Consider the following 12930-nt stretch of genomic DNA (forward strand, 5'->3'; position numbering starts at 1 on the left):
CAGACCACGCGGAGCCACCAACCGGGCGAGGATGCTACGGACGATGCGTGGCCACGTGCAGCAACGATCGATCCGAAGATGCTACAGAGCACAACCCGCGCCGTGGCATCACAGGATCGGTGGACCGTCGGACTAGGTCGCTACGGATGTGGGGCCAACTCAACACTCAGGCATCGTCGATCCAGGTCCGCAGTGACCAAGCCACCCCGGTTCTCGCGAAGGAAGCGAAAGACACGGAAGCCCTCAAGGATGGCCTGCTCCCACATCCAAGGCATCAAGCTCTCGGCCTCGTAGCCTTTCACCATCTGCCCGATGGTCTTCAGCAGCGCGAAGTCGAGGCTGTCCACGTGCTCAAAGGCTTTGTGGCGAAGCCCATGGGAAAACACCCAGTTCGACAGGCCCTCTTCAGTGATCTTCGCGCGCGCCCCGTCCTGTACCTCGTCAACGTCCGGCCGGCTCCGCCGCCGAACACCCAACAGAGTCCGCAGCACCGGCGACCAGCCAAGGATCCCGGCGAAGGCCAGGTGAAAAACGTCATGGAAGCGGTAGTCGTCTTCCTCCAAGCTGTTGTCGGTCAGTCGATCGCCGATATTGACGCCATTCATCGACTGATAGGTGAATACTCGCTGCCCCACCTTGAGCTCCTTGAACAGGACTCGCATGACTCGCGGGAACTGTTCGCTCGGAAGATCCTTGGCATCGAGCAAGGGACCCCACGTCCGTCGGATCGGCCATCGAGCCATCAGCTTGTCCAGGTTCGCATGAGCGGCGTGCGCCAGGCTGATCTGGGCATCGGTCGATGCGGACACCAAATGCGACAGAATGCTGGCCAAGTCAGTAGCCATAGCGTCGGTCCCGAAGATGGACATGTGGCGCGAGATCAGTGTCCCGACTGTCCCTGCGACCGTGAGAAGACTTGTCTGCACTCGCGCGGCCGTGGCCGGCTCATGGAACAGTGATGCCTGAGGCTGGAGGTCAAGAAACGGACGAGCGCCCGCGTCAGGCCCCATACACCCGGCCAGATCGCCCAGAGACAGGCCACAATGTTCCACAACGTTCGCCAAGTACCAGAGCACATCCCCCGTCTCCTCGATCGAGCTTGAGTTGTAGGCAATGTAGGAATTGCGATCCCGTTGCTTCTTCTTCAGTTCGCTGAGCAGGCTTCCAACCTCTCCGAACAGACCTAGCAACAGGAACTCAAGCTTCTCGCCGGCGGCTGCGGGCCCGCGGTACGTCTTCACCGCGAAGCGCTGGTACTCAGCGAGACTCAACGGGCGCTCGTCCAGAGGACCGACCGGGAGTTCGTCCAGTTCGGCCCGCAACTCGCCGAGCGTTCGTCTGAGGGTCGGAGTGGTCATTCGTCGAACAGGTCGAGGCTCTGTTGATCGGTCCGTCGCATGGCACGGTGCGCGAAGCCCCCGCCCGCGTCCCTTGTGAGTCCGGGCAAGGACCCTCCGCTGCGAAGTTGCCACTTCGGCGGCAAGTAGATCGGCATCGCTTCTGAAGACGGCTTGTATCGAGCCTTGATTCGCGTTCTCGCGCTCGCGAGCTCCGGAAACGCTTCACGACAGTACTTGTCTAGCTCGCAGAACAGCCCTTGGCAGTCGATCGCGTGCAGCGGCCGGCCGAACAGCCCCTCGAAGCGCAGACCAAGCCGTGTGAACTCATCGCGTTGCCGTTCGACCATCCACCGAATCGCATCCGAGGGGGAGTAGTCGCCCAGGCTGACGAACGCCTTTCTCAGCCCGCGCAGCGCGCCCGGTCCGGCCTGCACATAGTCGTTCTCGTCAAAGCTGAAGAGGTCGGAGTAGTTGAGATCGATCGCCGTCTGGTAGGCCATGAACGGCCCCATCAACGGGAAGCTCTGCAGCAGAGCCACCAGCGCCTCGAGGCTGGGCGCATTCAGCGCCCGCTCAGCGCAGGCATTGTCGACAAACATGTGCCGGAACAGCGCCACATGGTTGCGATGCTTCTCGTCAAAGCCGAACGCTTTGGTGGCGCACAGGATGAACGCGCCCGTGTAGAGACCACCCGTCCTGGTTTTCACCACGTCCAGCGCTTGCTCGAAGGCACCAGAGCGAAGATGTTCCAAGCGCGGCACGCCGCCAAGAATCACCGACACCTCGCGCCACGTCTCGATCTTGCTGAAGGTACGGAACGCCACCAACTGGAAGATCCGATCGAGCGGCGTTGTCATTGCGTCGGCGCCATACGCGACTTCGCCGATCAGGTACTGCGACACCCTATCAAGCGCCCGAAACACGTTGCAGAACTTGAATGTCTGCAGGATCGGGTCGTAACTCCACGGCCAAGTCCCGCCGCTCAGACGGGCCTCGAAGGCCGCATGCCGGCGGGACGCGAAGGTCCAGTACAGGTCGAACACCTCGGGGCGCTTCGTCGGCGCAGTACGACGCACCAGATCGTGCGGGATCCGCCTCATGCCTGTCTAAGGAAGACGCCAGTGCCGTGCAGGTTGAAGTATCGATTGTCCTCCGCGATCTTTCTGGCGGCGATCCGCTCGCCGACGGTGTCGAGGTACCTGCCATGCCCGGCCCAGTGGTCGAAGATCACGGTGCCACCCACGAGGGTGCGTTCGGCCACGACATCGACAATCGCGGAGGCCGATGTGAAGTTGTCGGTGTCAACGAACGAGAGAACGAGGTCCTGGTCGGCAAGCCGACTTACGGTACTCACCACGTCACCTTCCACGATTTCCACGTTGCGTCCGGAGAACACAGCTCGCACGAGGTCGACGTTGAGAAACACGCAGTCCGGATGGTTGTACATGTCCAGCGGGCTGCGTCTAGGCGGGAATCCGTCGAACGTGTCGAAACCGTACACCTTCCAGGAGGCGCCGAGCTCTTCGATGAACCGCGACATGAGCATGGTCGTGCCGCCCTTGAACATGCCGAACTCAGCCACGACGCCCGACAGCCCGCGCCGGTGCGCATTGCGAAGGCACTGGTAGATGTGCACCAAGCAGTGCGGATAGCCGTTCGCCAGTGACGGGATGAACAGATCCCTGCAGACCCGGTCGAAGATCTCGTCACGGAAGTCGTAGTGGGCATAGCCGCCAATGAGCAGCCTTGTAGACGCCGGGACTCGGGCGGCCACGGCCTCCAGAAGCGCTTCCTTTCCAGCGTCCTCAGCGATTACGACGATGTCCGGGCCGCAGCCAGCAAGCTCGTCCAGCGGGCGCGCATTCGCCACCGGTTGCGGCGCAAAGATCCCCTCAAGCCTGGCTGCCCCCACGGCGAAGGCCGGCAGCGCAGCCAGTTCGAACGCCGTACTGCACCATCCAACGATTGCTACCTTTGCGCCGGCTGGCAGAGTCACGATCGCGTCGTTGATCTTCTCCTTTAGGCGCTCGAGGTCGGCAGGCGGCATCATCGGTCGGGCGTTCTCGCTTACACGAGCCTCTTTAGCGTTGCGGAAAAGCGCTTTCCTCCCGACGTGAAGTCGATGGGGTCAGCGATCAGTTCGTTGGGACGCGCGGCGAGCTGCGGTTCCAGCCACGCGAGCAGGGGCTTCATCTCCTCATCGACGAACACGCGGTAGTCGCGCGCATTCTTGTCATAGCCCATCGCCTTGCGAACCGAGATCGGCATCGACGGTGCCTTCGCCCCGAAGTAGATGAATCGCTCCGACAGCAGAACGCGATTGATTCGCGTGTCATGCGCTGTGTTGTCCGGGCACTGCTTGCCTGAAACCAAGCTATGTACCGAGTCTTCCTGCTTCCAGGGAGCCCTTGGGCCATCGCGGTGGTAGATGTTGTCTCCCACCAGCTTCTTGTCCGAGCCGTTCCGCCTGGGTCGGCGACTGAGGAAGGCTGGGTCAGCCCAGTACTGATCGAACGTCATCTCGCGAGTCACGACCATTGCGAAGATGCACCTCAGCGCAGGCGGAAGCTTGGCGCCCGTGAACCCGACAATCCAGTCGCCGGGTTCCGCATGCTCCCTGATTCTCGGCTTGCAACAGGCCAGGCTGCAAAGTCCGCCAAAGGGGTTCGGCGCGAAACCGAGGTCGTAGCTGACCGCGTACAGATACGCTTTCATCAGCTCGAACCTAGCAGCTGCTGCGCGGCGCAGCCCCCACAGGCTCTCGCTCTCCCCCACCCGAATTCTCGAACGGGTCGCAGTCGCCCTGGATGGCACCGATGACCTTGTCGGAGTTCCAGGCGACCAGCGCGTCGCCGTATTTCTTGAACGGCTCGGGAATGTCGTTTTCGGTTCCACCTCGCTCGAACACGCCGACGATGCGCTTGCCCTTCTGCTTCGCTGTGTTGATCTCCCAGTCCACCCAGGGGCGCTTATGCGTGTTCTTTCCAATCAACACGACGACGGTCGACGCCCAGGACATTTTCATTCGCAAGAGGCGCTTGATCGCGCGATCGCTGACCAAGCCTCGGTCCAAGCGCGCCTGGTTCGCCGGCTTGGCCCGGATCGAGCTGTTCCGAATCTCGTGACCCGCGCGCGCCAGCATGTTGGTCAAGCGGGTAACCTGCGCATCATCGGCGTGATGATGGCTAATGAAGACGTGAGACCGATTCGCCATATGTGCCCAACCTACTAGGAGACGACCTACGCGCCGGTTGTCCGGGCTTCACTGCGGGCCGACATCTGTTCGAACTGCCAGAAATCAAGCCCCCCACCCTCTCGATCAGAAAAATCGTGCGCTCCGACGCCACAAGCGTTCGGCAAAGCCTGTTTAGGTTCCTTTGCCGGGAAGCTTGAAATGTAGGGGATGAACCGCCCGCACGGCCGACCACCAGGGATTCGCCATGATCTTTGATGATGAGCCGCGCTCGACGTGGCTGGATTCCGTAGAAGGCAGATCATCTCTCGGTTGGAGAGTTCTACAGGCACCAGCCCGCCGTTCCTTAGCGCGGATCGCCTGATTGGCTTCGAGCTGCACGGCTCGAAGCCGGTCCCCGCGTGAATACATGAGCTACCCTGCAGGTAGTCCAAGATTTCATCTGCCCCCCCTGTGGGGCAATACTGTATCGGCGCCATCAACCTAACGGGGTTCCATGGCTACCACTCGGGTATTCATTTGCCACAACAGCCTCGACAAGGAACAGGCCGAGAAGGTCGCGCTGGACCTTCTCAAGGCCGGCGGCGTGAGAACCTGGCTGGACCGCTGGGAGATACGCGGCGGCTCGGATTGGGAAGCGCATCTGCGCGAAGAGTTCTCCGCGACATCGCAATGCCTGGTACTTGTGGGCCCGCACGGGCTCGGCCCGTTCCAACGCCAGGAAATCCATTGGGCGCGTGAGCGCCGCGGACTGGACGCGACCTACCTCGTCATACCCGTCATACTGCCCGGCGCCACCGAGGCGGCGCTGCAGCAGGTTGCAGCCGAGCTGCCCGGCCTGCAGTGGATTTCTCTGCAAAGCGGATGGGCCTCTCACGGAATGCTCGATTCGCTCCTGGCCGCCCTGCGGGGGGATCGACCCGGCCCCCCGGCATTCGCGATCAGCGTCGCCGTGGCTGCCGAGCAGTGGGAAGTCGGCGGCAGGAGCGACACGAGCGGCCTTCTGCGCGGTCGAGCGCTGGCCGCTGCCCGCAAGCTCGCCTCGCAGCCCGGCATCTTCGACGAACTTTCACAGTCCTTCATCGCCGCCAGCGTTGCGCGCGGCCAGACGCGGCTGCAATGGGCACTGGGCGGTCTGGCGACCTTAACGGTGTTCATCGCCGCCATTGCGTGGTGGGCCAACGGGCAGCGCGTTGAAGCCGAGGCTGCGCGCAAGTCCGAGACCATGGCTCGCGTGGTAGCTGAAACCGCGCGCAATGCCGAGACTGAAGCGCGCGAGGAGGCGCAGCGGCAGGGCGGCGAGGCGTTGAAGGCGCGGACCGAGGCCGAGAAGCAACGGGGCATAGCCGACGAAAAAGCCGTGGAGGCGAGGAGCCAGCGCGACCAGGCGCTTCAGGCCGCGCGGCGCAACCTGGCCGACAACCTGGCTGCGCAATCAGCGAGCCTGCTCAAGTCGAACCCCCAGAGGGCGACGCTGCTCGCGGTGGAAGCCGTCAATGCGACCTCGGTTGACAAGCACGTCACTCCAGCGGCCCACGCGGCGCTGCACACATCCTTGAAGCGTTCGAGCGGTGTTGGCCTCGTTGGCCACGCGGACACCATTGAGCTTGCAACCTTCAGTGCCGACGAGTCGCTGCTGGCGACCGCATCGTTCGACAAGGTGATCCGGGTCTGGCGGCTGGGCGATCTGCGCTCGGTGGAGTGCGTCGCCATCGCTGGGGAAGCCGCATTCGTGCGCCTCCTCGCGTTCGACCGCGCTGCAAAGCATCTTTTGTCCCTGGCCGCATCGCTCGGTGACCGCGGCGGCACTCCGTCGATCTGGAAGATCGATCCCGCGGACCGGTATCCGACCCCGCGGCCGTTCGCGTCCCTCAGTTCGGCCGCGACGACATTCGCCACCTCCGCACACGGCGACCTGTTGGCGGTGGCTACGGTGGATTCGAAGGTGTCGATCTACACGTTCGAAGACGCGTCCCAGCCCCGATTGGTGCGTCGGTTGTCGATGCCGCCAGGCCTTCAGGCCAGCAAGATCATCTGGTCCGCAGACTCGGAAGCCCTGGTGGCGGGAACCACAACCAATCAGGTGGTGATCTGGAACCTTGGGCAAAACACCGCGAGCCCCGCCACCGTGGTGGTCGCCGGGCACCGCCGACTTGGCGCATTCCCGACCGAAAGGTTGAACATCGACCTGCTGGACATCAGCAACGACAAGTCGCTGCTCCTGACCGGAGTCTCCGGTTGGATCTTCGAAGGAAGCTTTGCCGACCCGCACCTGCGGCTGTGGAAACTGCGTGAGTTGGCGCCCACAGGTCCACCCGTACTTGTTGACCAGGCCAAGGGGGAAGTCAACAAGGCCATCAGCTGGGCCTTCTTCAGCAACGACTCGCAACTGCTGATTGCCAGCACGGAGCACGGATCCGTCAAGGCCTGGCGTCTCGACGCGCTGATGGGCGCGGCGGAAGCCCCACTGGAGCCGTGGGCATCCCTGAAGCATCCGGGTTCGTCGAAAGCGGCAGCCGTTCCCGCGTCGCGCGCTTTCTACGCGTTGGGACAGGGCCAAGACATTTCGATCATGGCGACCTCAGTGGGACCGGACGGCCAGTTCCGCAACCGCAAGGTCCTGGCCAGCATGGACCGCAGTGTCGAAGCGGTGGCTCTCAGCCGCTCCGGACGCTTCCTGGCGGCAGGTGGAGGTGACGGCATCGTCCGCGCCTGGGACCTGGACGCGCCGGAGTCCTCGCTGGCGGGCGCAGGCCGGCGTCCCACCCCCTATGGGCAAGGCGAGTTGTTGGCCTTGGGCAACAGCGGGATGACCGCCGTCGTGGCACGCGGGACGTCCGTGGATGTGTGGAACCTGTCTTCCCTAGCCTCGCCCGCCCTTCTGCGAACGGAACCCGAAGCGATCGACCCCAAGGAGGAGTGCAGCTCTTGCCAGATCCTCCTGGCACCCGATGAACGCTGGATCCTGCTGCGAGACCCAGCCGCCAAGGATCGCTTTCAGGCCATTGAACTGCGCCCCCCGGGCCGACGCTTCAAGATCGAGGCAAGCGTGGGGCGATTCACGCGGGATGGCTTGCGCTTCACTGAAGACGGCAAGTGGCTCCTTGCGACCGAATCCCTGTCGAGCGTAAGTGCGTACGTGCTGGACGGGCCGACGGCAGGCGCAAGACAGCCCATGTCGCCGCCCACGGGCAGATGGTCGTTGTCCAGCTTGTCGGCTGACACCGTGTGGGCAGTCCTGAAACAGGACGTCAACGAATACAAGGACCCACTTGGCAGGGACCGCAGCTTCGGGTTCATCGCCCGGACGGGAGCCGCTGCGGGTTCTGCCGGAGCGATCGACATCAGGGGTTTCGAACGCGGCATCGGATCCGCCGTTTTCTCGGAGGATGGGAGGTGGCTCGCCCTGGGCGGCAACTCGACCCTTGAGGATCGGGAACGGGACGACCGGAGAGTGCAGCTCTGGAGGTTCGAGCGGAGTTGGAAGAAGGCGCTGGAGGTGGACGCCATCGAATATGCCGCGAGCGAGCTTGTCTTCAGCCAGGACGGACGCTGGCTACTCACGGGTTCGAGCGATATCACACTCGGCGACCGGACCGTTTCGGCGCGAATCTGGCCGCTCGGCTCGAAACTCGACGCGTCATCCGGCCAGGTGTTGCCCGATGTCCTCTGGAACCTGAAGGCTGCCAAGTTCAGTCCCGATTCACGCTGGTTGGTCACGGTCTCCGGTGCGGCGGATTTCGCTCAGCTCTGGGACGTGAGCGGCTCCTCGATACGGCCTGTCGCGCGCCTGGGTGGGCCCAAACCCAAGTACAACAACCGCTGGAGAATCGTGTTCGGCAACGATTCGGCCAGCGTCGTGATCTGGACCATCGACGACAACACCCCATTCTTCTGGCGGCTGAACGCCAAAGGCGTTGCCCAGCCCGGCGAACGCATCCTCAACGGAGATCGCAGCATTGGGGACGTCGCGTATTCGAAGGACGGGAAACTCCTGGCAATCGTGAACTCGGACAGCAGCTTCACCGGTCTGGCCGATCCGAGCGCCCACCTCACACTGGTCGACCTGAGGCGATTTCCTCGCCCAGGAGCAACGACCACGCTGGATGTCGGTTCGATGGCCCGTTCCGTCGTGTTCCGCGATGCTGGCGACCCCATCCTCCTGGCGGGCAAGACCTTGACACTCCTTGACCCCGATCCTGCGGAATTGCTGCATATGGCGGAGAACGCGGTCGGGCGCAACTTCACCTGGGACGAGTGGGTCAAGGCCGGCATCTCCGGCCGGTACCGGCCAACCTTCCCGGGTAAGCCGGTCAGCTCGGACGTTCTTGTGGCGCTGGCGAACGAACTCGCGGGTCTCCCCCCGGATGCGCCGGCGGCAAAGAGCCTCGCGCGCGAGTTGGCCTCCTGGGCGCTGCGCCTGGGCGATGGCCGCGCGTGCAACAGCGCGGCATGGGAGGTTGCGCGCCGCGGAGATCCCGCGCAGGCACTTGCCCTGGCGGATTGCGCAGTCGGCTCCTCGCCTCGCAACGCGAACTTCAGAGACACGCGCGGAGTAGCGCTCGCGCTGAACGGCCGCCTGCCGGAGGCGAGAGCCGAGTTCGAGTACTACATCCGACAGGCCGACACGGAGCTCAGGCTCGCGCCTTTCGTACCCCAGCGAAAGCGCTGGGTCGAGCAGCTGAAGGTGGGCAGGAACCCCTTCAGCGCACGCCGCGCCGAGATTGATTGAACCGCAAGGCCACGGCCCGCATGTTGGATACCCGCACGGCTTGGCCTGCGAGAGACTGTGCGGTTCATGCGCCAGCCTTCGGCCGACTCGACTTTGGGCAAGGCGGGGCACGATCCTTCAAGTACCGACGCAGCGCAGGATCGGTCGCATATACATAACACCCATTCATCCCGCGTGTCATCAGGGTTCGATACGTGTTCTTGATTACAAGGTCCGCAGCGTTGGTGGCAGCGGCCGAATCGGCCTTCTTCCACTTTTTGAAGCCCTTCATCGTCTTGTCGTGTCGATCCCTCGCTTCTGGGACGGTGGTGACGCGGCCATTCCTTAGAACCAGATCAGGTCCAATGATCACCCCTACGTATTCGACCTCAAGCCCTTGGCAGGTGTGGATGCATCCGACCTCGTCGATGGACTCCGGCGCGATGATCCACAGGCTGCCATCCTCATCGAGGTTCCAGCGTCGCGCGTAGTCGCCGATGATGATGTCGCGTGCAGCCGGATCACGCCGGCTCCTCCAGGGCCAGCAGTAGCCAGCAACAACGCGCGCCTTGTTGTTCCCGTTCCTTGACGCGACAGCGGCGTGCAACTCTGCGGGATCGTCAAACACCTTGAAGTCGAAACCTGTATCGCTCAAGTCCTGATTCGCCGTAGTGCGAATTTCAAGCACATCGTCGAGCCAAGCGAGATAGCCATCCGACCCAGCACAGCGAAACTGGGACGCCAGCTTGTAGACCTCCACCCGTGCACCGCGAGCTTTGGCTAGCCTGGAGATAAGGGCCCTTGATCCGATGTCCTTGAGCGTCACTCGCTGGTCTTCGTCGAGGAAGAAGATCGAGCAGGTGGCGGCACGGATGATGTCCTCGACCAAGTGGTCGCCCTCATTGCCGTAGAAGCCGCCCTTCTCAGTGAGGCGATGCGACTCGTCCACGACGAGGGTTCCGTAGGTGTTCGGCTCCTTGCCCATGAACTTATCCGGGCCGGTGAAGAGGCTGGACAGCTTCACCTTGTCCTTCTTGAGCTTGCCAAGCTTCTCGACGAAGACGTTTCGTGGGGCCGCGTTCTTCGAAACATAGAGCGCGAGGCTTCCGGTTCCCAACAACGCGGACACAAGATGGACCGCTACAACCGACTTGCCAGTGCCCGGTCCTCCCTCGACGATGACAACGCACGGCTCGCCCGGGGTGGCTGACTTGGCCGCTTCAAGGGCCGCCTCGTAGACCTCCTTCTGGTCATCCAGAAGCACGAACTCGCGGTTGCCTTCGATGATGCCGCGGACAGCGTCGGCCAGCGCCTTCGATGGCCTGATGCGACCACGCTCCAGTTCAAACAGAACTTCGTTGCCGCCTCCGCGGGGGACGTGCTGGCGTATGAACTGGCGCAGCTTGTCTCGTTCGCCTTTGGCAAATAGCGGGGCCTCGTCCAGATAGGCTTGGTAGTGGGGTGAGTCGATCTCGCCGTCCCTTCGGTAGTTGTGCAGGTAGGCGCAGGGGGACAACTCAATACCGCCGTCGTAGACCGCCTCGTTGAACCCGCGCAGGAAGGCGGCATAGGACCACGCTTGGTACGACGGATGAACCTCGCGCCTTGGCCCGGTGCCCATGCGGGTCATGATGATGCCGTCCTGCGTCGTTGCGATCGCGGAGTCCCACTGCTTCAACTCAACGATGACTGCGCGTCGAACACCATCGTCTCCTCGGCCCGCCAGTGTCACGTCGATCCGCTTCAGCGACTGCGGAAGGATGAACTCAACTGCGACACCCAGGTCGTTCGGGATCGCCGTGTCATCGAGAACGTTGGCCATGTGCTGCAGCGAGTTGGCCCAGGAACGCTGCTCACCCTTCCCGACAGACCGGCCGGTCTTTGCCTTGTACTGCTCGAGGATGACCTCGTCTATTTCTCGTTCTCTTACGTCGCGCAGGAACTCGTGTTTCTCAGCCTGATAGACGATCAATGAAGCCTCCCTTGCCTCAGAGCTCGGTGTATTTCTTGCTCGTTCCCCGCGCAGCATCAACGGGATACTTCTCCGCGTTGGCTCGCAACTTGTCGACCACGGCAGCGTTCAGATCCACGCCCAGCACGTCTGCGGCTCTGACCACATAAAGAAGAACGTCGGCCAACTCCTCGCGCACTGCGCCGGCGGTCTGCGGGTCACGCGCAGCACTGCGCGATGCCTCTTCGCTCATCCACTGGAAGACCTCGACCAGTTCCCCCACCTCGCCTGTCAGAGCCATGACCAGATTCTTGGGCGAGTGGAACTTCTCCCAATCGCGGTCGGAGGCAAACTGCCGCAGAACCTCGGACAGGGAGGAATAGTCAATCAGTCGATGAGGCTTGCTGTCGTCAGTGGCGTCCAATTCCGTTCTCGCTTCCTGCTTCGGGATGGCACCCGCTCTTCAGTGTCGCTGCAACGCCGACAGGATGGGTCCAATGTCACCCGCCAAAGCCGCGTCTGCATCTTCGTGGATTCGCTGCGATGCGGTCCTGGCGTGCACACCCCGGAGAAGCATGGTCGCGGCGCGTACGGCCTCATCGGGCGGCAGCGACCTCGCCAGCTCGACGAGCGTCATCCGAAGGACGTCCAATCGAAGATTGATGACTTCAGCGTCACGGGCATTCATGGTCCGGCTTTCTGGGTTGGTTTGCATGGCTGTCATCGTCGTCCGGATCTGCACCTCTGTCGCCCACCGCCGGAGGGTACCCAACCTCCAGGGGCTATCCTCGTTCGCATTGGGGGTCACCAATCAGTGGGAGCCCAATTGCTTCAACTTCCCGCGCCTGTACCGGCCCTGTAGCTGGCAGGAAGGCCCTGCTCGGTGCGATCGACGAGAGACGCCGCACTGATGCCGAGCGCTCTGGCCACCTTGAGCGCAAGAGCTAGCGTCGGCATGTGTTCTCCCCGTTCGATCTTCCCCATATGCGAACGCTCGATGCCGGCCTTGTGTGCCAACTCCTCCTGCGCGATCCCGACCGCCAGTCTGGCCTCCCGAACTGCCGCGCCAAACGCCACCGCGACCACCGGATCACTGGTGGTCGCACCCTTCGGTCGCCCGGGCTTCATGGACCGCTCGCTCATCAATCCGAGCGTGTCGTTGCCAGTTTGTATAAACCACGTTATCTTTAACTTCTCTTGTCTTCCGCTGGTGTTGCAGCCAGCGTCAGCTCGGCACCATGTCAGCGCGGCGAAGATGCGCAGCGTGCGGCAAGCTCTTCGGTATCCGGTCCCAGGTGCCGGACCAGAGCTACTGCGCCGACGCCGCCTGCCAGCGCGAGCGCAAGAAGCTCTGGCAGCGGGAGCGCCGAACCAGCGACCCTGACTATCGCGACAACCAAGCTCGCGCCCAGGAGGCCTGGCTCGCCCGGAACCCGGACTACTGGCGTGACTACCGCCGTCGCCATCCCGAGTACACGCAAGCCAACCGCGAGCGTCAACGCACCCGGGCACAAGAGCGACGCGGAACGGAACCTGCACAGCCGGACCCGAGCGAGGTGTCGCGGTTGCTGGCATCCGGGGTCTATCGCCTCACCGTGATCGCTGTCGACCGGGTTGCAAAGATGGACGCGTCTTTCCTCGTAGAACTGGTGCCGATCAAGGGAGGCAGTGCGCCCTGAGCCTGTTTGCAAAGAGAGGACACGCTCGGCGCCGCAGATTCACGCTGCTACCGTGG

Annotated in this window: 11 protein-coding genes; 2 read left to right on the forward strand and 9 right to left on the reverse strand. The window is 63.0% G+C overall.

What is annotated here, in order from left to right; genetic code table 11:
- Positions 1-140: 140 nt before the first annotated feature.
- From Q0599_RS04530 to Q0599_RS04550, 5 genes are read right to left on the reverse strand one after another with little or no spacing between them, the layout of a single operon-like run.
- Entirely contained in the window at positions 141-1358 is a 1218-nt protein-coding gene (locus tag Q0599_RS04530; RefSeq protein WP_298826319.1) for a pyrophosphatase, read from the reverse strand.
- On the reverse strand, positions 1355-2440 hold the full coding sequence (locus tag Q0599_RS04535) for a nucleotide kinase domain-containing protein (protein ID WP_298826322.1): 1086 nt from the start codon (positions 2438-2440) through the stop codon (positions 1355-1357). The genes Q0599_RS04530 and Q0599_RS04535 overlap by 4 nt, the downstream gene beginning before the upstream one ends.
- Complete coding sequence (locus Q0599_RS04540; RefSeq protein ID WP_298826324.1) at positions 2437-3390, reverse strand: TylF/MycF/NovP-related O-methyltransferase; 954 nt, start codon at positions 3388-3390, stop codon at positions 2437-2439. The genes Q0599_RS04535 and Q0599_RS04540 overlap by 4 nt, the downstream gene beginning before the upstream one ends.
- Before the next feature lie 17 nt (positions 3391-3407).
- The gene (locus Q0599_RS04545) at positions 3408-4055 is read right to left on the reverse strand and encodes a hypothetical protein (RefSeq protein ID WP_298826326.1); all 648 of its coding nucleotides are present in this window, start codon (positions 4053-4055) and stop codon (positions 3408-3410) included.
- Positions 4056-4065: 10 nt separating this feature from the next.
- Positions 4066-4554, reverse strand: a complete 489-nt coding sequence (locus Q0599_RS04550) for a TIR domain-containing protein (protein WP_298826328.1) — start codon at positions 4552-4554, stop codon at positions 4066-4068.
- A gap of 475 nt (positions 4555-5029) precedes the next feature.
- Here Q0599_RS04550 and Q0599_RS04555 point away from each other — a divergent pair, with 475 nt between their 5' ends.
- Entirely contained in the window at positions 5030-9265 is a 4236-nt protein-coding gene (locus tag Q0599_RS04555; protein WP_298826330.1) for a TIR domain-containing protein, read from the forward strand.
- Positions 9266-9329: 64 nt separating this feature from the next.
- Here the strand turns inward: Q0599_RS04555 and Q0599_RS04560 are convergent, their stop codons facing one another.
- The 4 genes from Q0599_RS04560 to Q0599_RS04575 all read right to left on the reverse strand — a co-directional run bounded on the left by Q0599_RS04560 (position 9330) and on the right by Q0599_RS04575 (position 12338).
- Positions 9330-11216 carry a DUF2075 domain-containing protein gene (locus tag Q0599_RS04560; protein WP_298826332.1) on the reverse strand — a complete coding sequence of 629 codons (1887 nt, stop codon included), beginning with the start codon at positions 11214-11216 and terminating at the stop codon, positions 9330-9332.
- Between the two features lie 16 nt (positions 11217-11232).
- On the reverse strand, positions 11233-11619 hold the full coding sequence (locus Q0599_RS04565; RefSeq protein ID WP_298826334.1) for a nucleotide pyrophosphohydrolase: 387 nt from the start codon (positions 11617-11619) through the stop codon (positions 11233-11235).
- 39 nt (positions 11620-11658) lie between these two features.
- Entirely contained in the window at positions 11659-11883 is a 225-nt protein-coding gene (locus Q0599_RS04570; RefSeq protein WP_298826336.1) for a hypothetical protein, read from the reverse strand.
- Positions 11884-12026: 143 nt separating this feature from the next.
- On the reverse strand, positions 12027-12338 hold the full coding sequence (locus tag Q0599_RS04575; protein WP_298826338.1) for a helix-turn-helix transcriptional regulator: 312 nt from the start codon (positions 12336-12338) through the stop codon (positions 12027-12029).
- A gap of 152 nt (positions 12339-12490) precedes the next feature.
- Between Q0599_RS04575 and Q0599_RS04580 the strand changes: the two genes are divergently transcribed.
- Positions 12491-12874 (forward strand): hypothetical protein, encoded by a 384-nt coding sequence (locus tag Q0599_RS04580; protein WP_298826341.1) that lies wholly within the window; start codon positions 12491-12493, stop codon positions 12872-12874.
- Positions 12875-12930: the final 56 nt, after the last annotated feature.

Source organism: uncultured Piscinibacter sp. (assembly GCF_937952055.1).
Lineage (GTDB): Bacteria > Pseudomonadota > Gammaproteobacteria > Burkholderiales > Burkholderiaceae_C > Piscinibacter.